We start from the raw sequence: 24,064 nt of genomic DNA, 5'->3' as shown, positions 1-24,064 counted from the left end.
TCAAATAGAGCGGGGTCAGTGCGCGGCACCGACCGGGGCGAGTCGGGCGCGGATGTCGCGTACCGCCGCGCGGCCCGCCCGGTTGGCGCCGATCGTGCTCGCCGACGGGCCGTACCCGATCAGGTGAATGCGCTCGTCGGCGACCACGCGGGTGCCGTCCATCGTGATACCGCCGCCCGGCGCGCGCAGGCGCAGCGGCGCGAGATGGTCCAGCGCGGCCCGGAAGCCGGTGCACCACAGGATCACGTCCGCGGGCACGAACCGCCCGTCGTCCCAGGCCACCCCGTCGGGCGTGATCCGGTCGAAGACGGGTAACCGGTCGAGCACGCCGCGCTCGCGCAGCCGGCGCAGTTCCGGCGTGAGCGGCAGCCCGGTCACCCCGACCACGCTCTCCGGCGGCCGGCCCGCGCGTACCGCCGCGTCGACCAGGGCCACCGCCGCGCGCCCCCGCTCGGGGGTGAACTCCTCGTCCCGGAAGTCGGGCGGGCGCCGGGTCACCCACGTGGTGCCGGCGGCCACGGTCGAGACCTCGGCGAGCAGTTGGACGGCCGACGTCCCGCCGCCCACCACCACGACCCGCCGGCCGGCGAACTCCGCCGGTCCCCGGTAGTCGGCCGTGTGCAGCTGCCGGCCCCGGAAGGTCGACCGGCCGGGGTAGTGCGGCCAGAACGGCCGCGTCCAGGTGCCGGTGGCGTTGACCAGGGCGCGGGTGGTCCAGGAGCCGTGGTCGGTGTGCACGGTCAGCCGGCCGTCGGGCCGGTCGCGCACCTCCCGGACCCGCACCGGGCGCCGCACCGGCAGGTCGAACTCGCGCTCGTACGCGGCGAAGTAGGCGCTGACCACCTCGGCCGCCGGCCGGTCGGGCCCGGCCACGGGGAAGGGCAGGCCGGGCAGGTCGTGGAAGCCGTGCACCCGGTCGAGTCGCAGGGTGGGCCAGCGGTGCCGCCACGCCCCGCCCGGCCCGTCGCCCCCGTCGAGGATCACGAAGCCGTCCCCGGGGGCGAACCCGGCGCGGCCCAGGTGGTGGCCGGCGGAGAGGCCGGCCTGCCCGGCCCCGATCACCAGCACGTCGACGGAGCGCTCGTCCATGCCGGGTACAACACCGGCGGGCCCGCCCGGCTGCCCGCCGGAAGCGTCTCGCCGGTCACAGCCCGCCGGACCGCACGGAAAATTTCTTTCCATCGACGGTCTTTTCTGGCAGATACCTGCATGGCAGCATCACCCCATGCATCGTCGTCTCTTCCCCCGGACGCTCGCGCTGGTCGCGCTGGTCGCCGCCGCGGCCACGGCGGGCGCGCCCACCGCCACCGCCGAGTCCCCGACCCCCGCGGCCACCCGGCTGAACGCCACCATCGACGCGATCCTCGCCGACAGCCGGCTGGCCGGGGCGCAGGCCTCGGTGGTGGTCAAGGACGCGACCACCGGAGAGACGGTCTACCACCGCAACGGCGACCGCCGCCTGGTGCCCGCCTCCAACACCAAGCTGCTGACCTCGGCGGCGGCGCTGGAGCTGCTCGGGCCGGGCCACCGCTTCAGCACCGAGGTGCGCACCAGCGGCGCCCGCCGGGCGGGCCTGGTCTCCGGCAACCTCTACCTGCGCGGCGGCGGCGACCCGACCATGCTGGCCGCCGACTACGACGCGCTGGCCGCGCAGGTCGCCGCCGCGGGCGTCCGGGTGGTCACCGGCAGCCTGGTGGCCGACGACACCCGCTACGACAGCACCCGCCTCGGCCCCGACTGGACCTGGGACGACGAGCCGTACTACTACGCCGCGCAGGTCTCCGCCCTGACCGTGGCACCGGACACCGACTACGACGCGGGCACCGTCGTCGTCCACGCCGCCCCCGGCGCGAGCGCTGGCGCGCGTCCGGTCGTCACCACCACCCCGCCCACCCGGTACCTGAAGATCGAGAACCGGGCCGAGACGGTCGCCGGCGGGGAGACGTCGGTCTCCTTCGAGCGCGCGCACGGCAGCAACACGGTCGTGGTGACCGGGCAGATCGCGCTCGGCGCCGCGCCGGCGAGCGACTGGGTCAGCGTCTGGGAGCCCACCGGCTACGCCGCCGACGTCTTCCGGTCGGCACTGCGCCGGCACGGCGTACGGGTGCTCGGCCGGACGGTGCTCGGTCAGGCCACCCCGGAGGGCGCGGCCGAGGTGGCGCGGCACCGCTCGATGCCCCTGGCCGAGCTGATGGTGCCGTTCCTCAAGCTGTCCAACAACGGGCACGCCGAGGTGCTGACCAAGGAGATCGGCCGGGTGCTCTCCGGCTCCGGCACCTGGTCGGCCGGGTTGGCCGCGATCAGCGAGTACGTCGCCGACGCCGGGATGGACACCGGCACGCTGCGGCAGCGGGACGGCTCGGGGCTCTCCCGGCGCAACCTCATCCCCGCCGACGAGTTCGTGGACCTGCTCACCGCCGTACGCGACGAGCCCTGGTTCGACACCTGGTACGCGGCCCTGCCGGTCGCCGGCGAGGCGGACCGGTTCGTCGGCGGGACGCTGCGCAGCCGGATGCGGGGCACGGCGGCGGCGGGCAACGTGCACGCCAAGACCGGCAGCCTGACCGGCGTCTCCGGCCTCTCCGGCTACGTCACCGACGCCGACGGGCGGGTGCTGGCGTTCTCGATCCTGCTCAACAACTACCTGGCCTCCTCGGTGAAGACGCTGGAGGACCAGATCGCGATCGCCCTGGCCTCGTACACGGACAAGGGCGTGGGCGGCGCGCGGGTCGCTGCCCCGACGGCGCCCGACGCCCCCCGGGTCCCGGAGGGCCTGGAGTGCGCCTGGGTCAAGCCGAACGCCTGCTGACGGGCCGGCGGGGCCCGGTGCGGGGGCCCCGCCGGCGCTCAGGCGCCGGGACGGTGCGGAAGCTCGGCCGCCGGGTCGCCGCGTTCGATCAGCGCGGCGATCTCGGCGGGACGCAGGCCCCGCTGCGCCAGCACCCGGGTGCCCCAGCGGTGCAGCCGGCACGGGTGCGGGCTGGCGTCGTTGCGGCAGACCGTCCCGCCGGACCAGAGCCTGGGCGCGTGCACCACGACCGCCCGCACGGCGAACTGGGCGTCCTCGACGGTCACGTACGGCGGCAGCGGGATCTCCCGGAGCACCTCCCCGGACGGCTCCCCGCCGCCCCGGGGGGCGGTCGGACGGACGGTGCGGGTGGTGACGCTGCTCATCGGTCAAGCCTCCACAGGGGATTGTCGGAGATGGACAGCAGAAAGTTATGACAGGCACGACGCAGCGCGACGGACAAACTGTCCCGCGAGGTGGACCCGGAGCCCCCGGTCGCGGGCGCGGCGGTGCCGACGTCGGGGCGGAGCCGCCGGTCAGCCGGCCGCCCTCGCCCGCAGCCGGGCGGCCGTCCGGCGGGGGTCGTAGTCGGACCCGACGCCGTCGACGATCAGCGCCGCGCCCGGGATGTGCCGGGTGCGCAGCGGCAGGATGTCCTGGTACGCCGGCGAGTCGTACCAGGCGCGGGCCCGGTCCAGGTCGGGGAACTCGATGACGACCACGGTGCCCGGCCAGTCGCCCTCCCTGACCTCCACCTCGGCGCCGTGCACCCGGAACCGGCCGCCGAACGGTTCCAGCGTGGCCTGGATGCGCTCGATGTAGGTGAGGATGTCCTCGTTGACCGGGGTGTCGTGCAGGTGGGCGAGCGCGAACGCGGGCATGGTGCCTCCCGGGAGCCGGTCCGTCCGGCCGGACGACCGGGGCGGTACGCCGAGTCTTCCGCCGGCACGCCCCCGGCGTCGATTACCCGTCAGGTAACGACGGCGGGGTGCTCCCGCTCAGACGCGTTCGAGCACGACGACGGGGATCTCCCGGTCGGTCTTCGCCTGGTACTCGTCGTACGCCGGCCAGATGGCGGCCATCGTGGACCACATGCGCGGCTTCTCCTCCGCCGTCGCGGTCCGCGCCCGCGCGGTGAACCGCTCGGCGCCCACCTGCACCTCGACCAGCGGCCCGTCGAGCAGATTGAGGTACCAGGCCGGGTGCCTGGGGTCGCCGCCCTGCGAGGCGACGACCAGGTAGGCGTCGCCGTCGCGGCCGTAGATCAGCGCGGTGCGCCGCAGCTTTGCGCTGCGCCGGCCCCGGGTGGTCAGCAGCAGGGTGAAGACGCCGGGCCGCCACTCGTGCCCCTCGGCGCCGTCGGTCTCGACGTACCGCCGGATGTGGTCGGCCACCCAGCCCTGCGGACTGTCCAGCACCTGCTCGCCCATCGGCCCTCCCGTTCGCCCTCGCGCACCCGGTCGTCGCGACCACGCTACTCCGGGCAGCGGCCGGTCGCCGGGCGAACGAGGCCGCCCGGAGACCCGCGTCAGCGCAGGGCGACCGCCTGGACGCCGACGTTGCCGCAGTCGTCGCTGAACGCCTGCTCCACCGTCCAGGTCAGCACCAGCCGGCTGCCCTTCGGCGCCTGGAACCGGATCGTGAACTCGGTGGACCGGCTGGTGTGCCGGTCCTCGATCCGCAGGGTCCGGCTCGGGCCGCCGACGGAGAGGCGGGCGTCCAGCCGTCCCCGCGCCATCCACACCCCGCCGTACAGCCGGACGGTGCGCGCCCTGCCGTCGGCGGCGACCGCGAGCGTGAAGCGGCTGCCGGCGCCGCACCGGTAGACCCCGTGGGGCGAGCCGCTCACCGACGCCACCGGGCTGCCGTCGCGCCAGCTGAAGCTCTCCTGGTTGTCGTCCCAGCCGCCCCGCCGGCCGGTGCCGCCCTCGTCGCGGATCTCGCCGGAGCCGCCGCGCTTGCGGACCGTCGACTCCGCGCCGCGCAGGCCCCAGTGGACCCAGTCGCGGCTGCCCACCGTGGTCAGGTCCACCTCGCCCGGCGCCTCGGCCATGCTGGCGGCGAGCACCGCCCGCACCGGCGGCGCGGACGTCGGTGGCGTCGACGGCGTCGGAGACGGGCTCGGCGGGCGCTGCCGGGGCCGCAGCCCGGGCGAGACCAGGCCGGCGTCGAGGTCGCGCCCCTCCACCCCGGGTAAGCCCGGCGGCATACCGGCGCCCGCCGGTACGCCGCCGCCGGTCTCGCCGTCCGGCTCGGGGTCGCCGGCGGTCAGGTACGACCCGAGGGCGACCAGGCAGGCGACCACGGCGATCCCCTCCACGGCCCACCGGCGGCGCTGCCGCGACCGGGCCCGCCGCCGCAGGTCGATGCGGGTGTGCCCGGCCTGCGGCGGGGGCGGGTGCGGCGGCGCGGGCGGGGCTGCCGGCTCGCCGTTCGGGCGGCCGTACCGCGACGGCCGGATGCGCTGTCGGGTGAGGTCTTCCTCCGCCACCGACCCTCCACTTTCCACCGGCCCCGGCCGGACGCGGCCGTCCGTTGTGGACGTCCCGCGCCCGCACCGCCTCGTCCGTCGCGCCGGACGGACGGGCGTGTCCAGTTCGTCACCGGACGGTAGCGGACATCGATGAGGACTGCGGTCGCGGGTCCTGCGGCGGTCGGCTCAGTCCCGCCGGCGGCGGCGCAGGCCCCGGCCGGGATGCCAGCTCTCGATCACCAGGTGGTCCGGCGGGTCGCCCACCCGGGTCAGCACCACCTCGGTCAGCTCGATCCGGAACCGGTGCGAGCCGTTCTCGCCCGGCGGTTCCTCGTGCGCCCGCCCGGCGATCTTCGCGTCGCCGCCCCAGACCCCCGGGTCGTCGGCCGGAGTGTCCTCGGTCGGGCAGTGCAGCGCCACCCGTGGGTCGCGGCGCAGGTCGAGCGCCTTGACCGCGCCGGGCATGCTGCCCAGCCGCAGGTGCTCGTCGTCGAAGTCGAACTCGGTGCCGCTGATCCGGGGGGAGCCGTCCCGGCGCAGCGTCGCCATCGTGCCGTGTCTGCGTACCACGAAGCGCGCCCGGACGCGCTCGGCGAAGCCGGGCTCGTCCCGGACGAGATCTGACCACCATGCCATGGGGCCCAGCCTGGCAGGCAATCCGGACAACCCGCGTCGGCTTTTCTCAGCGGATCTCGAAGCCGAGCGCCTGCGCGATCACCACGGTCTGCGCGGGGTCGACGATCGCCCCGGCCCGCTCCACCACCGTCGGGTCGAGCGCGGTCAGGTCGCTGCCGCGCAGGTCGGCCTTGGACAGCCGGGAGCTGTGCAGCTGCGCGGCGGAGAGGTCGACGCCGGTGACCGTGGCCCCGGTGAGGTTGGCCCCGGTGAGATCCACCTCCCGCATCCGGACGTCGGTGATGCGGACCCCGCGCAGGTCGGCGCCGGGCAGCGCGACGAACGACCAGTCGCCGCCGGCGACCGTCAGCGGCCGCAGGTCGCACTGGGCGAAGGTGCTGCCCACGAGCTTGCAGCCGGTGAACTCCGCCTCGAAGAAGTTGCACCGCTGGAAGGTGCAGCGGGTGAAGGCCGAGTCGGTGTGCCGGGAGGCGTTGAACTTCACGTTGCCGAAGGTGCAACTGTCGAAGACCGCGCCCCGGCTCACCGCCTCGGTCAGGTCGACGTGGAAGAACTCGCAGCGGACGAAGCGCCGGTCCACCAGTTCCTCGCCGTACCAGTCCTCGTTGCGGAAGGTCTCGTCCTCGGTCAGCTCGGGCATCGGACCAGGCTACCGACGGGGCGGGACAACGGCCGGCGGCCCTTCCACCGGGGCGTACCGGCTAGTAGTTTCGGCGGCGTGAGTGTGGCACGCAGCATCGACCCGGACCAGATCGGCTTCGACCCGGCGCGGTTGGCGCGCATCGACGAGCACTTCGGCAGGTACGTCGACGACGGTCGCCTCGCCGGCTGGCAGGTGCTGGTCACCCGCCGTGGCGAGATCGCCCACTCCTCGACGTACGGGCTGCGCGACGTGGAGGCGGGCAGGCCCGTCGAGGCGGACACGCTCTGGCGCATCTACTCGATGACCAAGCCCGTCACCTCGGTCGCCGCGATGATCCTGTGGGAGGAGGGCCGCTTCGAGCTGACCGACGAGATCAGCCGGTGGCTGCCCGAGTTCGCCGACATGCGGGTCTACTCCAAGGGCTCGGCCCTCAAGCCGTACACGGTGCCGGCGGTCGAACCGATCCGGATCTGGCACCTGCTCACCCACACCGCCGGCCTGACGTACGGCTTCATGCAGACCTCGGTGGTCGACACCATCTACCGGGCCGCCGGCTACGACCTGTATCCGCCGGCGGACGTCGACCTCGCCACGGCCTGCCAGGCCTTCGGCGAGCTGCCGCTGCTGTTCCAGCCCGGCACCGCGTGGGGCTACTCGGTCGCCACCGACGTGCTCGGCCGGCTGGTCGAGGTGGTCTCCGGGCAGAGCCTGGACGCCTTCTTCGCCGACCGGATCTTCCGCCCGCTGGGCATGACGGACACGCACTGGTGGGCCGGGGGCGACGCCGCCGACCGGCTCGCCGCCCTCTACGCGCCCGACCCGCGCACCGGCCGCGCGTTCCGCTACGACAAGCTGGGCGCCCTGGCGTACGAGAAGCCGCTGCTGCTCTCCGGCGGCGGCGGACTGATCTCCAGCGCCGCCGACTACCACCGGTTCACCCAGATGCTGCTGCGCGGCGGCGAGCTGGACGGGGCACGCCTGCTGGGGCCGCGCACGGTGCGCTTCATGACCCGCAACCACCTGCCCGGCGGGCAGGACCTGGAGACCCTCTCCGCCGGTGGCTTCGCCGAGACCACCCTCGACGGGATCGGCTTCGGGCTCGGCTTCGCCGTGGTCGACGACCCCGTGCCGAGCCGGGTGCCGAGCAGCCCCGGCGAGTACTACTGGGGCGGCGTGGCGAGCACGGCGTTCTGGGTCGACCCGGCCGAGGAGGTCACGGCCCTGTTCTTCACCCAGCTCATGCCGTCGAGCACCTACCCGATCCGGCCGCAGCTGCGCCAGCTCGTCTACTCCGCCCTGGTCGACTGAGCCCCGGTCGTTCGCCGACGGCCGGGATCACGGTAACGGCACCGGCCGGCCGGGCAGGTCAATAGCCTGGAGGCGGACCAGGTCGGGCAGGACGGGAGGCGGTCGGCCATGAGCAACATCGTCGTGTTCGGCGCGGGTGGCACCGCGGGGTCGCGGATCACCGCCGAGGCGGTCGGCCGGGGGCACCGGGTCACCGCGGCGGTACGCCGGCCGGAGGCCACCTCGTACCTGCCGCCGGCGGTCACGGTGGTCACCGGGGACGCCACCAGCGAGCGGAGCGTACGGGAGCTGGCGTCCGACACGGACGCCATGGTGGTGGCGATCGGCGGCGGCGGACACGACCTGTGGCTCGACGCGGCGCGGAACCTGGTCGGCGTGCTGCGCGGCATGCCGGCCGCGCCCCGGATCATCCACGTGGGCGGCGGCTCGACCCTGCTCACCCCGAAGGGCACCCGCTACCTCGACGAGCCGGACTTCCCCGAGGAGTACCGTGACGCGGCCATGGGGCAGGCCGACGCCCTCGACTTCTACCGCTCCTCGGCCGACGGGGTGACCTGGACGTACGTCTCCCCGCCGCCGCTGGAGTTCCATCCGGGCGAGCGCACCGGGCACTACCGCACCGGCGGCGACCAGCCGGTGACCGACCACGAGGGCCGCTCGGTGCTCAGCTACGAGGACCTGGCGGTGGCGATCGTGGACGAGATCGAACAGCCGCGCCACGAGAACGCCCGCTTCACCGCCGCGTACTGAGGGCGAGGCGGCCCGGGCACTCGCGGTGGCCCACGGCGGCGCGAGACGGCGGGCGGGTCGTCAGTCGGCGAGGCGGGCGGGGAAGCCGCCGGTGGCGATCGGGCCCCACGCCTCGATGGTGACCCGGATCAGCGACTTGCCCTGCCGGAGCATCGCCGCCCGGTACTCGTCCCAGTCCGGGTGCTCGCCGGAGATGCAACGGAAGTAGTCCACCAGCGGCTCCAGCGCCGCCGGCAGGTCCAGCACCTCGGCGGTGCCGTCGACCTGCACCCACGGGCCGTTCCAGTCGTCGGAGAGCACGCAGGCCGACACCCGTGGGTCGCGGCGGACGTTGGCGACCTTGGCCCGCTCGGGATAGGTGGAGATCACCAACCGCCCCTCGCCGTCCACCCCGGCGGAGACCGGGGACGACTGCGGCCGGCCGTCGGCGCGGGTGGTGATCAGCACCACCCGGTGCCGTGGCCGGAGGAACTCGGTCAGCCCGGCCCGGTCGACCCGGGTGTTCGTCGCGATGCTGCGTGCCATCGTTCGTTCCTACCAGGGCGACCGCCGCCCGGCGACCGCACCGGGCGGGACGGGCGCCGCGCCCCCGGTCGCGCGTCTGCCCGGCGGCCTCAGCGGGGGCGCGGGGCGGCGCGGCCGGCGGCGGGCTGGGCCGGCACCCGGGGGCGGACCGAGGGCCGCCAGGCGCGGCCGTTGGCGTAGATCACCCGGAATCCGAGGTACGAGGCGAGCGGCGCCCAGTGCGCGGAGCCCATCCGCAGCTCGGCGGCGTTGTGGCGCTGCCCGTTGGCCAGCACGTCGAGCAGGACGGTTTCGAAGGCGGCCGATTCGACCCAGTCCACCTCGCGGGTGTATCCGCAGATCAGGGCCGCTCCGGTGGCGTCGAGGAAGTCCCGCAGCACCGCGTCGGAGGCCCGCAGCACCGAACAGCTGCCGAAATAGAGCCGCCGGCCCTCGCAGCGGCCCGCCATCAGCTCGGCGACGTCGGCGAGCGCCACCGATTCCCAGTCGGTGAGGCAGAGCCGGCTCGGCTCGCCGTGCATGGCGAAGAAGCCGACGCGGTGGTCGGCGTACTGCTTGAGCAGCCAACGGTCGAGGAAGTAGAACAGCTCGTCGCGGGTGGCCGCGTCCTTGTGAATGAAGCGGATCTTTCCGAGCCGTTCGAGCAGTTCCAGGGTGGGCAGGACGGAGCCGCGCTCGTTGAGGTCGCGGTGCCACTGGCCCTCGATGCAGAAGACGCCACCACGTGCCATGTCGCCCCCTCCCCCGGTCCCGCCGGCGCTGACGTTACCGGGTCGGACCGGCGGGAGAACATCACCCTGCGTGTGCCGTACCGCGCCTTTGCGTGCCGTTCGCGCCTTGCTGTGGCCCGTTGCCGATCAATGGGCGTTTCCCAATTCGCGTAATGCCCAGGCAGCACCCAGGAACGGCGAATCGTGAGGACAATTCTTGTTAATTGCCGCGAACCGGCCGTCGGCCTGCCAGGGTGGAAATGCGGGACGGCCAGGCCCATGTCCCGGATGCCACCCCATTCGCACTCCTACCGGGAGGACTTCTGTGCACGTCAACACCCTGAAACGGGCGGCTGTCGCATTCGCCCTGGCGTTGCCGGCAGCCGCTGTCGCCACGGTGGTCGCCGCGCCAGCGGCCCATGCCGACGGCTGCTACACGTGGCAGCGCAACCTCTACCAGGGGCGCTCCGGCAACGACGTCCGCCAGTTGCAGATCCGGGTGGCCGGGTGGGCCGGCAACCGGGACATCGTGGAGAACGACGGCCGCTACGGACCGAAGACCGCCGCCGCCGTCAAGCGCTTCCAGGCCGCGTACGGGCTGCGCGCCGACGGCGTCGCCGGACCGCAGACGTACGGCAAGCTCTACGCCCTCCAGGACGACGACTGCACGCCGCGGCACTTCAGCTACAGCGAGATGGACGACGGCTGCGGTCGCGGCGGCTGGACCGGTGGCCCGCTCTCCGCCGCGCAGACCCGGCAGAACGCGCTGCGCACGATGTGGAAGCTGGAGGCGATGCGGCGCAGCCTCGGCGACAAGCCGCTGCGCGTCAGCAGCGGCTTCCGCAGCCGCGCCTGCAACGACCAGGTCGGCGGGGCGTCCGACAGCCAGCACCTCTACGGCAACGCCGCCGACGTGGTGTCGCGCACCAGCTCGCTGTGCCAGATCGCCCGCGACGCCCGCAACCGGGGCTTCAGCGGGATCTACGGTCCCGGCTACCCGGACCACGACGACCACGTGCACGTGGACTCGCGGCGGGAGAACAACAGCGACAACACCCCGAACACCACCAGTTGGTCCGCGCCGGACTGCGGGATCGGCGCCGGCAACGACTGAGCCGGCAGGACGACGACGCCGAGACTGGCGGACGACGACGCCGGCCCGGGCGCGGGTGGGAACCCCGCGCACCGGGCCGGCGTCGTCTCCCCCGGTCGCGTCGGCGGGCGTACCTCCGCTCGGCGTGCCGGGGGGCCGGCGGTCGTGCCGGCATACCCCCGCTCAGCTCGCCCGGGGCCAGCGCGGCGCGGTGGCGGGGGGAGCCACCGGCCGGCCGGGGCCGGCGGGACGGGCGCCGGGCGCGACCGCGCGCGGGCCGCCCGGGTGCCCGGCGGTGGTACGTGGTGCGCGGGCGGTCGGCGCGGGGCCGGTCACCGTGAACGGGAACGGCACGTGCACGAAGGGATTGCCGTGCCGCACCAGGGCGTCGATCTGCCGCTCGTTGAGCCCGTGCCGCTCCAGCACCCGCCGACCCCAGCGGTGCAGCCGGCACGGGTACGTCGCGCCGTCGTTGCGGCACAGCGGGCCGGCCGGCCACTCCTCGGCGGCGTGCACCACCACCGCCCGGACCGCGAGCCGGACGTCCTCGGGGGTCAGCGGCGCCGGCACCGGCACCTCGCCCAGGATCTGGTCGATGGGATCCGTCGACTGCTCACCAACCCGCACGGCAGGCCTCCCGCGGCTCCGGCAGCGGCACGGCTGACCCGCCGCACCGCATCCTCGGCGACTGGTACGGCCCCCGGCCCCGAAAGGTTCAATGCCGCCTCAGACGAGGCCGGCGTCGTGCACCAGCAGAGCGACCTGGACCCGGTTGTTCAGACCGAGCTTCACCAGCAGCCGTGACACGTACGCCTTGACGGTCGCGACGCTCATGAACAGCTCGGCGGCGATCTCCGCGTTCGTCCGGCCCTGCCCGAGCGCGACCGCGACCTCGTGCTCCCGCTCGCTGAGCCCGGCGAGCTGCCGCAGCGCCCGCTCCCGGCGCGGGTCGGGGCCACCCGCCGCGCCCGGCGCGGTCACGTGGTCGATCAGCCGGCGGGTCACCGCCGGGGAGAGCGTCGCCTCGCCCGCCGCCACCCGGTGCACCGCCCGCACGATCTCGGCCGGCGGGGTGTCCTTGAGCAGGAAGCCGCCGGCCCCGGCCCGCAGCGCCCGGAGCACCTGCTCGTCGGCGTCGAAGGTGGTCAGCACCAGCACCTCCGGCGGGTCGGGCGACGCGCGCAGCGCCTCGGTGGCCGCGAGACCGTCGAGCCGGGGCATGCGGATGTCCATCAGCACCACGTCCGGCGCGCAGGCGGCCACGGCGGCGGGCACCTCGCTGCCGTCGGCGGCCTCCCCGACCACGAGCAGATCCGGCACCCCGCCGAGGATCATCGACAGGCCGGCCCGGACCAGCGCGTCGTCGTCGACGATCAGCACCCGCACCGGCCGGTCGGGGTCGGGCCCCGGCCCGCCGGTCACGCCGGCCACGGCAGCCAGGCGGCCAGCCGGAAGTCGCCCGCGTCGTCCCGCCCGTACTCCAGCCGGCCGCCGGCCAGGCTGACCCGCTCCGCGATGCCGACCAGCCCGGTGCCGGCCCCGGGGATCTCCGGGCCGGCGATGCCGCCGACCGGCCACCGGTTGCGGATCTCCACGGTCAGCCCGTCGCCGGGGGCACCGGCCACGTCGACGGTGACCGCCGCGCCGGCCGCGTGCTTGCGGGCGTTGGTGAGCCCCTCCTGCACGATCCGGTAGACGCTGCGCCCCACCGCCGCGGGCACCCGTTCCGCCGAGGTGACCACCTCGCGGACGCCGATCCGCGCCCCGGCCGACCGGGACTCCTCGACGAGCGCGGGCAGGTCGCCCAGGGTGGGCTGCGGACGCTCGGGCTCCTCCTCGGCGGTGGTCTCCGCGCGGAGCACCCCGATCACCTCGCGCAGATCCTGCAACGCGGCGTGGGCGCTGCCCCGGATCACCCCGGCCGCCCGCGCCACCTCTTCCGGCGGCGCGTCCGGCCGGAACTCCAGCGCGCCGGCGTGCAGGCTGAGCAGCGAGATCCGGTGTGCCAGCACGTCGTGCATCTCCCGGGCGATCCGGGTGCGCTCCAGGTGCCGGGCCTGCGCCACCCGCAACTGCTGCTCCGCCTCGGCCCGCTCGGCGCGCTCGCGCAGCGACACGACGAGCTGCCGCCGGGCCCGGACGAACATCCCCCACGCCAGCACGGAGAGGCTGAGCACCACCCCCCAGGCGGTCGTGACCCAGTACGGCATGTGGGGATCCGGGCGCAGGTAGCTGAAGGCGAAGTTGGTGACCAGCCCGGCGGCGGTCACCGCCAGCGCGACGGCCGTGCGGCGGTGCACCACGACGGTGAAGTAGATGATCAGCAGCGGGACCGCCGCCGCCATCGAGAACAGGGTGAGCGGCGTGGTCGCGACGGCGAGCCCCAGCGGCCATCGGCGCCGCACCCAGAGCAGCGCGCAGCAGACGAGCCCGAGCAGGGCGTCGACCGGGACCATCCAGCGCTGCGGGAGCGGGGTGGCGAACTCGGGGTCGGGCGCGGCCGCGTCTGCCGTGGCGAGCAGGACCCAGCCGAGGGAGAGCAGGAAGCAGAGGCCGTCCACCACCCAGTCGCGGGTGGTGCGGCGCGGTCCCCGCCCCGCCCGGGCCGCCGGGTCGACGCTCAGCGCCCCCGGCAGCAGCCAGGGGTGCTCCGGGACGGCGGCACTGGTCACGCGCCCATGCTAGGCAGCCGCCCGGCGGGCCGACCAGCTACCAAAGTCGAGACCCTGGCGTCGACCAAGGTAGCCGCCGGACGAGACCGTCGGCCGCAGCGGGCGGCCGGGTGGCTCCGGCAGCGTGACCGGCATGATCAGCGTGGAACACCTCACCAAACGGTACGGGCGGCACACCGCCGTCGACGACGTGTCGTTCCGCTGCGAGCCGGGCACCGTCACCGGCTTCCTGGGGCCGAACGGCGCCGGCAAGTCCACCACCATGCGGATGATCTGCGGGCTCACGCCGCCCAGCGGCGGCGGCGCGACGGTCGGCGGCCGGCCGTACCGGGAACTGCCCAACCCCGGGCGGGAGGTGGGCGTGCTGCTGGACGCCTCGGCCCAGCACGCCGGGCGCACCGGACGGGAGGCGCTGACCGTGGCCGCGGCGACCATGGGCGTGGACCGCTGGCAGGTCGCCACCAAGCTCGACCTGGTCGGGCTGAACGAGGTCGCGGCGAAGCGCCGCCTCCGGGCGTACTCGCTGGGGATGCGGCAGCGGCTCGGCCTGGCGCACGCGCTGCTGGGCGACCCCCGGGTGCTGATCCTCGACGAGCCGGCCAACGGCCTGGACCCGGAGGGGATCTTCTGGATGCGCGGCCTGCTGCGCGACTTCGCCGACCGGGGCGGCACCGTGCTGCTCTCCTCCCACCTGCTGCGCGAGGTGGAGGCGGTCGCGGACCGGCTGGTGGTCATCGGGGGCGGCCGGATCGTGGCCCAGGGCGACAAGACCGAGCTGCTGGCCGGCGGCGGGACGCTGGTGCGGGCCCGGGACGCCGTGGCGCTGCGCGGCGCGTTGGAGCGGGCCGGGCTGGCCGTCACCGAGGGCACCGAGGGGCTGCTGGTCCACGCCGACGCCGAGGCGGTCGGGCAGGCCGCCGCCGACGCCGGCGTCGCCCTCACCGAACTGCGGTCGGCCGGCAGCGGCGGCCTGGAACAACTCTTCCTCACCCTGACCGCCGGCGCGTCGACCCAGGAGGCCGTCCGATGACCACCGCCACCACCGCCAGCCCGCCCACCGCCGCCGCACCTGTGCGCCACTCCGACGTACGCCGGCCGTCGTTGCTCCGGCTCACCGGCGTGGAGCTGCGCAAGCTCGTCGACACCCGGGCCGGGCTCTGGCTGCTGATCACCATCGGGCTGCTCGCCGCCGCCCTCGTGGTGATCCAGTTGATCTGGACGGCCGACGCCGAGCAGACCTTCGCCAACTTCTTCCTCTCCTCGCTGCTGCCGATCGGGCTGCTGCTGCCCGTGCTGGGCATCCTGTCGATCACCGGGGAGTGGTCGCAGCGCACGGCGCTCACCACGTTCGCCCTGGTGCCCCGGAGGAGCCGGGTGATCGTCGCGAAGCTGGCCGCGATGGTGCTGGCGGCCCTGGCGTCGGTGCTGGTGAGCCTCGGCGTGGCCGCCGCCGGCACGCTGGTCGCCGGGGCCACCGGCGGCGCCGGCACCTGGCGCATGGAGTGGGCCCTGGTGCTGCACGCCGTGCTGCTCCAGGTGGCCAACGTGCTGATGGGGGCCGGCTTCGGCCTGCTGCTGCTCAACACCCCGCTGGCGATCGTCGGCTTCCTGCTGCTGCCGACCCTCTGGTCGATCCTCGGCGAGATGATCCGGCCGTTGCGCGGCCCGGCGGGCTGGCTCGACACGGGCCGGACCATGGAGCCGCTGCTCACGCCGGACGTGACGGCCGGGCAGTGGGGGCGCTTCGCCGTGTCGCTGCTGGTCTGGCTGGCCGTGCCGCTGGTCGCGGGGCTGGTCCGCACGCTGCGGCGCGAGGTGTCCTGACGGTGGACGGCTACGGCGCCCCCACCGTCGTCGACGGCGGCGCGGCGGAACTGGCGGTCCTCTGGGGCGGTCTCCCGGCGCTCGGCGCGGGCGCCGGGTGGCTGCTCGTCGCGGGCGCGGAGTGGGTCGCGGGGCTGTCCTGGGCCCCCGCGCAGGACCTGTTCGAGCTGGTCGCCCGGCTGCCGGACCCGCAGGCCGGCATCGGCGGGCTGGCGGTCGGCACGCTGGGCGGCCTGCTGGTCGCCGCCGTCGGCACCGCCGAGCGGCTCGCCGTCACCGTCGACACCGAACGGGTCCGGCTGCGCCGCGACCGCACGGACCGGCAGGTCGACCGGCGACCGGTGCGCGCCGTCTTCGTCGACGGCAAGGACCTGGTGCTGCTCGGCGCGGACGACGAGGAGTTGGTCCGGGAGCGGTCGGACCTGGCCGTCGACCGGCTGCGCGACGCCTTCCGCGCGCACGGCTGGCCATGGACCGACGGCGACCCGCACCGGGCGGCGTACCGGCGGTGGGTGCCGGGCCTGCCCGGGCTGCCGACCGGCGCGGACGCGCTGCTGCGGGCCCGGCAGCGGGCCCTCGACGCCGACCGGGGCGGCGAGGCCCGGGAGCTGCGCGGCGAGCTCGGCCGCACCGGGGTGGTGGTCCGCGACGACGGCCGGCGGCAGTACTGGCGGCTGACCCGGGCCGCCCCGCGCCCCCGGCCGCAGGACGCGACTTCGGCTGAGCCGGAGGTCGAGGGCCGGTAGCGTTGCTCCCGACGGGGCCCGGGGCACGGGGAGCGCGCGATGACCGAGCAGCAGCCGTACCGGGTGGTGGCCCGGCACCCCGGCTTCGAGCTGCGCCGCTACCCGGCCCACCTGGTCGCCGAGGTGCGGGCGGAGGGCGCGTTCGAGCAGGCCGCCCGGGACGCCTTCGCGCCGCTCGGCGCGTACCTGCGCGGCGCCAACCGCGCCCGGGAGACGGGCCCGGAGCGGGTCGCCCTGACGGTCCCGTTCGTGCAGGAGGAGGGGGACCGACCCGGCCACTGGCTGGTGTGGCTCGTGATGCCGGCGGGCCTCACCGCCGACACGCTGCCCGAGCCGACGGACCCCCGGGTGCGCACCCGGACGGTCCCGGAACAGCTCGCCGCCGCGACGCGCTTCGCGGGCCGCTGGACGGCCCGGGCGTTCGACCGGCGGGCGACCGCGCTGGGCCGGGCGGTCACCGCGGCCGGGCTGCGCCCCACCGGGGCGGTCCGGTACGCGCGCTTCGATCCGCCGTGGAAGCCGTGGTTCCTGCGCCACAACGAGGTCGTGCTGCCGATCGCCGAGTGAGCCCGCTGCCGCATCCCGGCCCCGGTGTCCTCGTTGGAGATTTACCGGCGTCGTTCGCGGGTACCCGCACGGGCATCGCAGCCGGCGGGTCGGGCACGTCGGGCGGGTCGGGAAGGGGGACGACGATGACCTCCACGGGACGGACGGCGGGCGGCGGCACGGGCATCTTCCGCCGCAAGCCGGTCGAGGAGATCGCCGACGAGACCGGGGACGGGCTCGCGCGTTCCCTCGGGCTCTGGCAGCTCACCGCCATCGGGGTGGGCGGCATCATCGGCGCGGGCATCTTCGCCCTGGCCGGTGCCGTGGCGAGCGAGACCGCCGGCCCGGCCGTGCTGGTCTCGTTCCTGATCGCGGGGCTCGCCAGCGCGGCGGCAGCCCTGTCGTACGCCGAGTTCGCCGGCATGATCCCGAAGGCCGGCTCGGCCTACACCTACGGGTACGCGGTGCTGGGCGAGGCGGTGGGCTGGTTCATCGGCTGGGACCTGCTGCTGGAGTACACCGCGATCGTGGCCGTGGTGGCGATCGGCATCTCCGGCTACTTCTCGTTCCTGGTGGGCGAGCTGGGGGTGGACCTGCCGGCCTGGATGCTCGGCGCCCCGGGCACCGGCGAGGGACGGGTGGTCGACCTGTTCGCGGTGGTCCTCTGCCTGTTCATCGCGTTCCTGCTGAACCTCGGGATCAAGTCCGCCGCCCGCTTCGAGACGATCGTCGTCGGGTTGAAGATCGCCGTGGTGCTGCTGGTCGTCGTGGTCGGCTTCTTCCACATCCGCACCGAGAACTACTCGCCGTTCTTCCCCTTCGGGCTGGGCGGGGCGTTCACCGGCGCGGCCACGGTCTTCTTCGCCGTGTTCGGCTACGACGCGATGAGCACCGCCGCCGAGGAGTCGAAGGACGCCCGCCGGCACATGCCCAAGGCGATCATCTACTCGCTGGCGATCTCGATGGTCCTCTACGTGCTGGCCACCCTGGTGCTGACCGGCATGCAGAACTACCGGGACATCGACCCGGAGAGCGGCTTCTCCTCCGCGTTCGCCTCCGTGGGGCTCTCCGGCCTGGCCAGCGTGATCGCGGTCGGCGCGATCATCGGCATCCTGACCGTGATGTTCACCTTCATGCTCGGTGTCACGCGGGTGTGGTTCTCGATGAGCCGGGACGGGCTGTTGCCGGGGTGGTTCGCCAAGCTGCACCCGGTCCGCCGGGTGCCGAGTCGGGTCACCTGGATCGTCGGCGTGGGCTCGGCCCTGATCGCCGGCTTCCTGCCGATCCGGGAGGCGGCCGAGCTGACCAACATCGGCATCCTGCTGGCCTTCGTGGTGGTCTGCGTCGCGGTGATCGTGCTGCGCTACCGCCGCCCCGACGCGCCGCGCACCTTCCGGCTGCCGGGGATGCCCGTGGTGCCGGCGCTGGGCGCGGCCTTCTCCCTCTGGCTGATCACCTACCTGGCCCCGGAGACGTGGCTGCGCTTCGCCGTCTGGTTCCTGATCGGCGCGGTCATCTACGCCCTCTACGGCTACCGGCGCTCTGCGCTGGCCCGCCGGGACTGAGGTCGGCGCCCGCGCCCGGGGTCGCCCGATCGGCCGGCGGACCGGGGGCGGTCACCCGCGCCCGGAGACGCCCGCCCGCCGGGGCTGCGGGCCGGTCACCGAGGCCAGCAGCTCGTCGAGGGCGTCGACCTCGGCCCAGCCGTTCACCGCGATCCGGCCGGCCGCGTCGACGGTCACCTCGACCCGGTCCGGGCTGTGCGACACCTCGTCGAGCAGGCCCGGGAAGCGGTCGCCGAGCAGCACGAACTCCTGGTTGGTGGAACCCACCCAGGGCCGCCGGGTGTCGATCCGGTCGGCCAGGAAGGGCCCGGCGACGAGGAGGTCGGTCGCCGCCAGCAGCGCCGCGACGTCGTCCCGGCCGGCGTCGACCGCCCGGTGCAGCTGCGCCCCGGTGTAGCCGGTGAAGGTCATCACCGAACGCCCGGCGGCGCGTACCCCGGCGGCGACGGCGGCCAGCGGGGCGGCCTGGTCGAAGGGCTCGCCGCCCAGCAGCGTCAGCCCCTCGGTACCGGCGTCGAGCACGCGGCGCACCAGCTTCGATGCGTTCCGCCTGGGTGACGCTGAGCGGCACCATGCTGACCAGGGCCCGGACCAGGTCGTCGCGGCACAGCGGACGCCGTTCGGCGAAGGCGTCGAAGAGCCCGCCGACGACGGCCTGCTCGATCTCGGCCCCCGAGTAGCCCTCGCTCAGCCCGGCGAGTTCGCCGAGCAGGGCGTCGTCGGGCGTCAGGGCGCCGGCGACGGCCGGGTTGCGCAGCCGCCGGGCGAGGTGGACCCGCCAGATCGACGCCCGCTCCGCGCGGGTCGGCAGGTCGACGAAGAAGATCTCGTCGAAGCGTCCCTTGCGGAGCAGTTCCGGGGGCAGCCGCTCGAAGTCGTTGGCGGTCGCGATGACGAAGACGGGCTGGGCCTTCTCCTGCATCCAGGTCAGGAAGGAGCCGAAGACCCGGGCGGAGGTGCCGGAGTCGCCGGCCCCGCCGACGAAGCCCTTCTCGATCTCGTCGACCCACAGCACGCAGGGCGCGGTCGCCTCGGCGGTCCGGATGGCGGTGCGCATGTTCTGCTCGCTCGACCCGACGAGCCCGGCGAAGACCCGGCCGACGTCGAGCCGCAGCAGCGGCAGGCCCCAGGCCGAGGCGATCGCCTTCGCGGTCAGCGACTTGCCGCAGCCGGGAACACCGGTGATCAGGACGCCCCGGGGCGCGGGCAGCCCGTACGCCGCCGCCTCGGCCAGCCAGGAACCGTCCCGCTTGGCCAGCCACCGCTTCAGGTTCTCCAGCCCGCCGACGTCGGCGAGGTCGACCGGGGCGTCGACGAACTCCAGCAGCCCCGACTTGCGTACGGTCTGCCGCTTCTCCTCGTGCACGACGGCGAGGTCGCTGCCGTCGAGCACGCCGTCGTTGACCATGGCGCGGGCGAACGCGTTCTCCGCCTCGTGCAGGGTGAGCCCGAGGGCCGCCTTGGCGAGCCGTTCCCGGCCGAGGTCGTCCAGCGCGATCCGGATCCGGCCGCCGGCGGAGTTGGCGGCGATCATGCCGTCGAGCACCCGCCGGATCTCCGTCTCGGTGGGCAGCGGGAAGTCGACGATCGTCACGTCCTTCTCCAGCTCCACCGGGATGTGCAGCACCGGCGAGACCAGGACGAGGGTGCGCGGCACCGGGCCGGCCTTGAACGCCGCGACCACGTCCCGCAGCCGGCGGACCACGCCGGGGGTGCCCGGCCGGTCGTTGCTGCCGTGCGCCGGGTGCAGGTCCTTGAAGATCAGCACGCTGGGGTGGTCGAGGCGCAGCGCGGCGGCCAGCGCGTCGTCCGGGTCGGTCGTGCCCTTGCGGGCGATGCCGTCGGGCTGCACGAGCCCCGTCGTCAGCGACCAGGTCCACACCGCCCGGGGCGTGCGGACGAGCGTGGCGTCCCGGGCGACGGCGCAGACCTCGGCGACCACCCGCTGTTCCTCGGACGACTCGACGTAGAGGACCGGAAAGCGCGCCTTGAGCATCTGCGACAGCGCGTCACGAAACGGCACCACCACCGTCGCCCCCCAACCCACGCGACCCACGAGCAGCGGAACTCTAACAGCCCCGACCCGCCCCGACCCCAGCGTCGATCATGAGGTTGGCGGCGCCGATTCCGGCGTTTCCCCCCGCCAATCTCATGATCACCGGCCCGGGTGGGGCGGGGGTGGGGGGTGGGGGTCAGGGGGCGAGGATCACGAGGGCCAGGGCCGCCAGGAGGGTCGAGAACGTCGCCGAGGTCAGGCGCCGCCAGGGCGGGGCGCCGGCCAGCGGGGGCAGCCCCCGCCAGCGGTACGCGGCCAGGACGATCCCGGCCGCCGAGAGGCCGGCGCCGACCGGCCAGAGCCAGCCGGGAACCACCGACCAGTCGCCCAGCCGGTGTCCGAGGGCGAGGTAGAGCACCGCCCAGGCGACGGCGGGCGCCAGGGTCAGTCGGTCGGGGGCCCGGCGGGTGGCGCCGAGCAGGCTCAGCCCGCCGAGGAAGGTGAGCACCACCGCGAGCCCGGCGCCGATCCAGACGGGCAGCGGCGGGCCGTCGCCGTCGGCGTCCCGCGCCGGCACGCCGAGCAGCCGCAGCCCGATCGGCTCGACGCCCTTGTCGGTGTTGCCGAGCACCACCACGCCCCGCCCGGTGGCCCGCTCGAAGCCCAGGAAGGCGTGGAATCCGCCGGTGGCGCCGTTGTGCCAGACGATCTCGCGGTCGCCGTACCGGGTGGTGAACCAGCCGTAGCCGATCCGGTTGCGGTCGTCCTCGGTGAAGCGCGGGGTGGCCGCGTCGGCGCCGGGCGCGGTGCCGGCGAGCGTCGCGCCGAGCAGCCGGGCCAGGTCCTCGGCGGTCGACCAGGGGCCGACTCCGGCCGGCGCGTAGCCGCCGCCGACCCAGGCGTCGACCGCGCGGCCGCCGGCCGTGGAGCCCTCGGCACGCCCGGGTGGCAGGGCGCCGGCGTCGGTCGCCACCACGGTCGCCGTCATGCCGAGCGGTCGCAGCAGCTCACGGTCGAGCAGTTCCGGGTACGACGTGCCGGCCCGGGTGGCGAGCGCCTGCCCGAGCAGCGCCACGCCGAGGTTCGAGTAGTGGACCTGGCCGCGCCCGTCGCCGGGCTCCTCCCCGCCGGCGGCGTCCAGCAGCCACCGGGCGTCCTGACCGGCGTATGGGTTGCCGCCGGTGACGTTCGCCCACCAGGTCCCGACCAGGTCCCCGGCCGAGCTGACCGCGAGGCGGGGCAGGCCGGAGCGGTGGCTGGCCAGCTCGGCGAGGGTGACCTCGCGGGCGGGCCCCGTCAGCGCGGGCAGCACGGTGCCGACCGGCTCGTCGGGGCGTACCGCGCCGGTCGCGGCCTGCCGGGCGAGGAGCATGCCGGTCATCGCCTTGGTGATCGAGCCGATCTCGAAGGGGGTGCCCGGTTCCACCGGCCGGCCCGCCGCGTCGCGGTCGCCCAGGCCGGCGGTCCGGACCTGCCCGTTCTCCAGCACGGCGACGGCGAGGCCGCGGTGGCCCTCGGGGTCGGGCACCGCCGCGCGGACGTCGGCGGCCAGCGCGGCGTCGCCGGCGCTATGCCCGGTCAGCCGGGGTGCGCGCGGCATGATCCCGACGGCCGCGACGGCGGCGACGAGACCGACGACCAGGGTGAGGGCGGTTGGCTTGCGCATGGTGCTCCCTCCGTCGGGGTGGATCAGCGGCGGGCGGCGGTGAGGATGGCCAGTAGCGGCACGACCCGTTCGGCCGGAACGGCGTAGTGACCCCGACCGGCGCTGCGCAGCCAGCCGGCGGCGGTGAGCTGGCGCAGGTGGTGGTGCAGCTGGCCGGTGGTGCCCAGGCCCTCGATCTCGGCCAGCTCGCCGGTGCCGTGCCGGCCGCCGAGGATCTCGCGCAGCAGGCGCAGCCGCACCGGATGCGCCAGGGCGGTCAGCACGCCGGCCAGCTCCGTCCAGTCGCCCGCGAGCACGTCGTCGACCGTGCGGCCGTACTGCCAGTCGTAGTGCTGGTCGTCGAGGCGGACGGTGCCGGTGTAGAGCACCGCGCCGCCGCCGTCGGGTGGGATCCGCTGCTTCAGCCCGTCGAGCGCCCAGAAGACGTCGCCGGTCGCCGGGGGCACCTCGGCCGGGGGCGACTCCGCCCCGAGGCGCTCCGTCAGCGCGGCGACCTGCGCCTCCAGCGCACTCAGCCGCTCCTCGATCTCCGCCATGGTTCGATAATACGAACTTACGTAGTTACGTGCAAAGGCGGACCGCCGGAGCGGGTGCCGCGCCGGTCCGCCGGCCCGCTACCGTTCCCGGTCTGGGGAGGTGCCGGTGTACGTCGTATCGGTGATCAACTACAAGGGCGGGGTCGGCAAGACCACCGTGACCGCCAACCTCGGTGCCGAGCTGGCCAACCGCGGGATGAAGGTGCTGCTGATCGACCTCGATCCGCAGGCCAGCCTCACCTTCGGCTTCTACGACCCCGACGACTGGCGGGACCGGCTGCGCGACGGCCGGACGGTGAAGCGCTGGTACGACGGCCTGCGCGGGGACACCCCCGCGACGACGCTGGGCGAGCTGGTCGTCTCCCCCGGCCCGGCGAACGCGCGACTCAGCGGCGCGGGCCGGCTCGACCTGATCGCGTCCCACCTCCAGCTCGTCGACATCGACCTCGCGCTGGCCCGGGCCGTGGCCGACGGCGACGAGTACGACGCCGAGCTGTTCCGGGTGCGCGGCTCCCTGGCCGAAGGGCTGCACGACGACGCGCTCGGCGGCTACGACATGGTCCTCATCGACTGCCCGCCGAACTTCAACGTGGTCACCCAGTCGGCCATCATCGCCAGCGACCACCTGCTCATCCCCGCGAAGGCCGACTACCTGTCCACGTTGGGCATCGACTACCTGCACGGCAACGTCCGGGAACTGGTCGACCAGTACAACGCCGACGCCCGCCGGTTCGCCACCACCCGCCGGCACCACAAGGTCGCCCCCGACGTCGCCGGCGTGGTGTTCACGATGATCCAGCTCATGGCGCAGCGGCCGATCGCCGCCCACCAGGGCTACATGGACCAGGTCCGGGCGCTCGGCCTGCCGGTCTTCCCCACCCCCCTGCGGGAGAACGTCACCGCGTTCGCCACGAACACCCCGCGCGGCGTGCCCGTGGTGCTGCGCGACCGGATCGCCACCCCGGCGGTCCGCGACGAGCTGCGCCAGCTCGCCACCGAGTTCCTCGACCACCTCCAGCCCGAGCGGGTCGGGGCGTGACCGACCCGACCCGCGACGTCGCCGATCTGGTGACCGCGCTGCTCCGAGGGCTGCCCGCCGCCGATCTCGCCGCCCTGGCGCAGGGGCGGGCCCGGCTCGCGGTGGTGCCGGTCGACCCGACCCCACCCGACCCACCGGCCGAGTGCCTCGCCCCCGCCGGGCACCCGGCCACCGCACCCGCCGACCGGAGCACCTCCGCCGCGCGCCCGGCCGCCGCACCCGCTGACCGGGGTGTCGTCCCCGCGCGCCCGTCGGCCCGGCAGGCGGCGTCCGCGCCGGACCCGGTGGCGGCCCGGGCCGCGCTGGCCACCATGTCCCGGCGCGACGACGGTACGGCGTACCTCTCCGGCTGGACCGCCCGCGACCTGCGGGTGCTCGCCGCGAGCCTGGAGCTGCGCGGCGTCGCCGGGCTGCGGAAGGCGGACCTGGTCGCCCGCATCGTCGACCGCACCATCGGGTTCCGCCTCGCCTCCGCCGCCATCCGCCGGCTCTGATGCCGGAGCAGAGCGGACGACCGTCTCGGCGAGGAAGCTCGCCTCGGTGACGAC

Annotated in this window: 25 protein-coding genes and 2 pseudogenes; 11 read left to right on the top strand and 16 right to left on the bottom strand. The window is 74.9% G+C overall.

All coding sequences use genetic code 11. The features are described 5' to 3' along the window. Positions 1–15: 15 nt before the first annotated feature. On the bottom strand, positions 16–1,089 hold the full coding sequence (locus tag ACFHW0_RS14830; RefSeq protein WP_416607965.1) for an NAD(P)-binding domain-containing protein: 1,074 nt from the start codon (positions 1,087–1,089) through the stop codon (positions 16–18). 136 nt (positions 1,090–1,225) lie between these two features. Between ACFHW0_RS14830 and dacB the strand changes: the two genes are divergently transcribed. Next, positions 1,226–2,809, top strand: a complete 1,584-nt coding sequence (dacB, locus tag ACFHW0_RS14825; protein ID WP_416607962.1) for a D-alanyl-D-alanine carboxypeptidase/D-alanyl-D-alanine-endopeptidase — start codon at positions 1,226–1,228, stop codon at positions 2,807–2,809. 38 nt (positions 2,810–2,847) lie between these two features. Here dacB and ACFHW0_RS14820 read toward each other — a convergent pair whose 3' ends face one another. The 6 genes from ACFHW0_RS14820 to ACFHW0_RS14795 form a co-directional block, all read right to left on the bottom strand. After that, complete coding sequence (locus tag ACFHW0_RS14820) at positions 2,848–3,174, bottom strand: hypothetical protein (protein WP_416607959.1); 327 nt, start codon at positions 3,172–3,174, stop codon at positions 2,848–2,850. Between the two features lie 150 nt (positions 3,175–3,324). After that, positions 3,325–3,669 (bottom strand): DUF1330 domain-containing protein, encoded by a 345-nt coding sequence (locus ACFHW0_RS14815; RefSeq protein WP_416607957.1) that lies wholly within the window; start codon positions 3,667–3,669, stop codon positions 3,325–3,327. A gap of 117 nt (positions 3,670–3,786) precedes the next feature. Next, positions 3,787–4,218 (bottom strand): nitroreductase family deazaflavin-dependent oxidoreductase, encoded by a 432-nt coding sequence (locus tag ACFHW0_RS14810; RefSeq protein WP_416607954.1) that lies wholly within the window; start codon positions 4,216–4,218, stop codon positions 3,787–3,789. 98 nt (positions 4,219–4,316) lie between these two features. Beyond that, positions 4,317–5,279, bottom strand: coding sequence for a hypothetical protein (locus ACFHW0_RS14805; RefSeq protein WP_416607952.1), 963 nt, complete (start codon positions 5,277–5,279; stop codon positions 4,317–4,319). A 168-nt stretch (positions 5,280–5,447) separates the two neighbouring features. Continuing rightward, complete coding sequence (locus tag ACFHW0_RS14800) at positions 5,448–5,897, bottom strand: pyridoxamine 5'-phosphate oxidase family protein (RefSeq protein ID WP_416607949.1); 450 nt, start codon at positions 5,895–5,897, stop codon at positions 5,448–5,450. A 46-nt stretch (positions 5,898–5,943) separates the two neighbouring features. Beyond that, positions 5,944–6,537: a pentapeptide repeat-containing protein gene (locus tag ACFHW0_RS14795; RefSeq protein ID WP_416607946.1), complete on the bottom strand. Its 594-nt coding sequence runs from the start codon at positions 6,535–6,537 to the stop codon at positions 5,944–5,946. A 78-nt stretch (positions 6,538–6,615) separates the two neighbouring features. On the opposite strand from ACFHW0_RS14795, the gene ACFHW0_RS14790 reads away from it, so the two are divergent. Continuing rightward, on the top strand, positions 6,616–7,848 hold the full coding sequence (locus ACFHW0_RS14790; RefSeq protein WP_416607943.1) for a serine hydrolase domain-containing protein: 1,233 nt from the start codon (positions 6,616–6,618) through the stop codon (positions 7,846–7,848). A gap of 108 nt (positions 7,849–7,956) precedes the next feature. Beyond that, positions 7,957–8,598 (top strand): NAD(P)-dependent oxidoreductase, encoded by a 642-nt coding sequence (locus ACFHW0_RS14785; protein ID WP_416607940.1) that lies wholly within the window; start codon positions 7,957–7,959, stop codon positions 8,596–8,598. Between the two features lie 60 nt (positions 8,599–8,658). Here the strand turns inward: ACFHW0_RS14785 and ACFHW0_RS14780 are convergent, their stop codons facing one another. Together ACFHW0_RS14780 and ACFHW0_RS14775 are read right to left on the bottom strand one after the other, a co-directional pair. Continuing rightward, the gene (locus tag ACFHW0_RS14780; protein WP_416607937.1) at positions 8,659–9,123 is read right to left on the bottom strand and encodes a PPOX class F420-dependent oxidoreductase; all 465 of its coding nucleotides are present in this window, start codon (positions 9,121–9,123) and stop codon (positions 8,659–8,661) included. 89 nt (positions 9,124–9,212) lie between these two features. After that, on the bottom strand, positions 9,213–9,854 hold the full coding sequence (locus ACFHW0_RS14775; protein ID WP_366640529.1) for a DUF6642 family protein: 642 nt from the start codon (positions 9,852–9,854) through the stop codon (positions 9,213–9,215). Positions 9,855–10,158: 304 nt separating this feature from the next. Here ACFHW0_RS14775 and ACFHW0_RS14770 point away from each other — a divergent pair, with 304 nt between their 5' ends. Beyond that, on the top strand, positions 10,159–10,947 hold the full coding sequence (locus ACFHW0_RS14770) for a D-Ala-D-Ala carboxypeptidase family metallohydrolase (RefSeq protein ID WP_416607933.1): 789 nt from the start codon (positions 10,159–10,161) through the stop codon (positions 10,945–10,947). A 162-nt stretch (positions 10,948–11,109) separates the two neighbouring features. Here the strand turns inward: ACFHW0_RS14770 and ACFHW0_RS14765 are convergent, their stop codons facing one another. From ACFHW0_RS14765 to ACFHW0_RS14755, 3 genes are all read right to left on the bottom strand, one after another. After that, positions 11,110–11,553 carry a hypothetical protein gene (locus ACFHW0_RS14765; protein ID WP_416607930.1) on the bottom strand — a complete coding sequence of 148 codons (444 nt, stop codon included), beginning with the start codon at positions 11,551–11,553 and terminating at the stop codon, positions 11,110–11,112. A 99-nt stretch (positions 11,554–11,652) separates the two neighbouring features. Beyond that, the gene (locus ACFHW0_RS14760; RefSeq protein ID WP_416608147.1) at positions 11,653–12,366 is read right to left on the bottom strand and encodes a response regulator; all 714 of its coding nucleotides are present in this window, start codon (positions 12,364–12,366) and stop codon (positions 11,653–11,655) included. Beyond that, positions 12,345–13,598 (bottom strand): sensor histidine kinase, encoded by a 1,254-nt coding sequence (locus tag ACFHW0_RS14755; RefSeq protein ID WP_416607927.1) that lies wholly within the window; start codon positions 13,596–13,598, stop codon positions 12,345–12,347. The genes ACFHW0_RS14760 and ACFHW0_RS14755 overlap by 22 nt, the downstream gene beginning before the upstream one ends. 133 nt (positions 13,599–13,731) lie before the next feature. Between ACFHW0_RS14755 and ACFHW0_RS14750 the strand changes: the two genes are divergently transcribed. The 5 genes from ACFHW0_RS14750 (at position 13,732) to ACFHW0_RS14730 (ending at position 18,279) form a co-directional block, all read left to right on the top strand. Then, on the top strand, positions 13,732–14,628 hold the full coding sequence (locus tag ACFHW0_RS14750; protein ID WP_416607924.1) for an ABC transporter ATP-binding protein: 897 nt from the start codon (positions 13,732–13,734) through the stop codon (positions 14,626–14,628). Next, on the top strand, positions 14,625–15,422 hold the full coding sequence (locus ACFHW0_RS14745) for an ABC transporter permease (protein ID WP_416607921.1): 798 nt from the start codon (positions 14,625–14,627) through the stop codon (positions 15,420–15,422). Before ACFHW0_RS14750 ends, ACFHW0_RS14745 begins: the two co-directional genes overlap by 4 nt. Positions 15,423–15,424: 2 nt before the next feature. Continuing rightward, entirely contained in the window at positions 15,425–16,168 is a 744-nt protein-coding gene (locus ACFHW0_RS14740) for a hypothetical protein (protein WP_416607919.1), read from the top strand. A gap of 39 nt (positions 16,169–16,207) precedes the next feature. Next, positions 16,208–16,735, top strand: coding sequence for an SOUL family heme-binding protein (locus ACFHW0_RS14735; RefSeq protein ID WP_416607916.1), 528 nt, complete (start codon positions 16,208–16,210; stop codon positions 16,733–16,735). Positions 16,736–16,860: 125 nt separating this feature from the next. After that, positions 16,861–18,279 (top strand): amino acid permease, encoded by a 1,419-nt coding sequence (locus ACFHW0_RS14730; protein ID WP_121396375.1) that lies wholly within the window; start codon positions 16,861–16,863, stop codon positions 18,277–18,279. Between the two features lie 51 nt (positions 18,280–18,330). On the opposite strand, the gene ACFHW0_RS14725 is transcribed toward ACFHW0_RS14730, so the two are convergent. From ACFHW0_RS14725 to ACFHW0_RS14710, 4 genes and pseudogenes are all read right to left on the bottom strand, one after another. Then, positions 18,331–18,801, bottom strand: coding sequence for a 4Fe-4S cluster-binding domain-containing protein (locus ACFHW0_RS14725; RefSeq protein ID WP_416608145.1), 471 nt, complete (start codon positions 18,799–18,801; stop codon positions 18,331–18,333). A 301-nt stretch (positions 18,802–19,102) separates the two neighbouring features. After that, a pseudogene (locus ACFHW0_RS14720) lies at positions 19,103–19,687 on the bottom strand (AAA family ATPase); the annotation flags it as partial. A gap of 784 nt (positions 19,688–20,471) precedes the next feature. Next, positions 20,472–21,941 (bottom strand): serine hydrolase domain-containing protein, encoded by a 1,470-nt coding sequence (locus ACFHW0_RS14715; RefSeq protein ID WP_416607912.1) that lies wholly within the window; start codon positions 21,939–21,941, stop codon positions 20,472–20,474. A 23-nt stretch (positions 21,942–21,964) separates the two neighbouring features. Further along, positions 21,965–22,477 (bottom strand): ArsR/SmtB family transcription factor, encoded by a 513-nt coding sequence (locus ACFHW0_RS14710; protein ID WP_416607909.1) that lies wholly within the window; start codon positions 22,475–22,477, stop codon positions 21,965–21,967. A gap of 106 nt (positions 22,478–22,583) precedes the next feature. Between ACFHW0_RS14710 and ACFHW0_RS14705 the strand changes: the two are divergent. Both ACFHW0_RS14705 and ACFHW0_RS14700 read left to right on the top strand, forming a co-directional pair. Next, positions 22,584–23,300: pseudogene (locus ACFHW0_RS14705) on the top strand (ParA family protein); the annotation flags it as partial. A gap of 212 nt (positions 23,301–23,512) precedes the next feature. Beyond that, positions 23,513–24,010: a hypothetical protein gene (locus ACFHW0_RS14700; RefSeq protein ID WP_416607906.1), complete on the top strand. Its 498-nt coding sequence runs from the start codon at positions 23,513–23,515 to the stop codon at positions 24,008–24,010. Positions 24,011–24,064 lie beyond the last annotated feature (54 nt).

The sequence above is a fragment of the Micromonospora sp. LOL_025 genome (assembly GCF_048060285.1).
Classification (GTDB): Bacteria; Actinomycetota; Actinomycetes; order Mycobacteriales; family Micromonosporaceae; genus Micromonospora.
Note: the sequence above shows the minus strand (reverse complement) of the source record. Positions and strands in the feature narration are given on the sequence as shown.

Excerpts from the sequence above, each read along its gene's own strand:
- ACFHW0_RS14830 (WP_416607965.1), bottom strand. The coding sequence starts at position 1,089 with ATGGACGAGCGCTCCGTCGACGTGCTGGTGATCGGGGCCGGGCAGGCC.
- dacB (WP_416607962.1), top strand. The coding sequence starts at position 1,226 with ATGCATCGTCGTCTCTTCCCCCGGACGCTCGCGCTGGTCGCGCTGGTC.
- ACFHW0_RS14820 (WP_416607959.1), bottom strand. The coding sequence starts at position 3,174 with ATGAGCAGCGTCACCACCCGCACCGTCCGTCCGACCGCCCCCCGGGGC.
- ACFHW0_RS14815 (WP_416607957.1), bottom strand. The coding sequence starts at position 3,669 with ATGCCCGCGTTCGCGCTCGCCCACCTGCACGACACCCCGGTCAACGAG.
- ACFHW0_RS14810 (WP_416607954.1), bottom strand. The coding sequence starts at position 4,218 with ATGGGCGAGCAGGTGCTGGACAGTCCGCAGGGCTGGGTGGCCGACCAC.
- ACFHW0_RS14800 (WP_416607949.1), bottom strand. The coding sequence starts at position 5,897 with ATGGCATGGTGGTCAGATCTCGTCCGGGACGAGCCCGGCTTCGCCGAG.
- ACFHW0_RS14795 (WP_416607946.1), bottom strand. The coding sequence starts at position 6,537 with ATGCCCGAGCTGACCGAGGACGAGACCTTCCGCAACGAGGACTGGTAC.
- ACFHW0_RS14785 (WP_416607940.1), top strand. The coding sequence starts at position 7,957 with ATGAGCAACATCGTCGTGTTCGGCGCGGGTGGCACCGCGGGGTCGCGG.
- ACFHW0_RS14780 (WP_416607937.1), bottom strand. The coding sequence starts at position 9,123 with ATGGCACGCAGCATCGCGACGAACACCCGGGTCGACCGGGCCGGGCTG.
- ACFHW0_RS14775 (WP_366640529.1), bottom strand. The coding sequence starts at position 9,854 with ATGGCACGTGGTGGCGTCTTCTGCATCGAGGGCCAGTGGCACCGCGAC.
- ACFHW0_RS14750 (WP_416607924.1), top strand. The coding sequence starts at position 13,732 with ATGATCAGCGTGGAACACCTCACCAAACGGTACGGGCGGCACACCGCC.
- ACFHW0_RS14745 (WP_416607921.1), top strand. The coding sequence starts at position 14,625 with ATGACCACCGCCACCACCGCCAGCCCGCCCACCGCCGCCGCACCTGTG.
- ACFHW0_RS14735 (WP_416607916.1), top strand. The coding sequence starts at position 16,208 with ATGACCGAGCAGCAGCCGTACCGGGTGGTGGCCCGGCACCCCGGCTTC.
- ACFHW0_RS14730 (WP_121396375.1), top strand. The coding sequence starts at position 16,861 with ATGACCTCCACGGGACGGACGGCGGGCGGCGGCACGGGCATCTTCCGC.
- ACFHW0_RS14715 (WP_416607912.1), bottom strand. The coding sequence starts at position 21,941 with ATGCGCAAGCCAACCGCCCTCACCCTGGTCGTCGGTCTCGTCGCCGCC.
- ACFHW0_RS14710 (WP_416607909.1), bottom strand. The coding sequence starts at position 22,477 with ATGGCGGAGATCGAGGAGCGGCTGAGTGCGCTGGAGGCGCAGGTCGCC.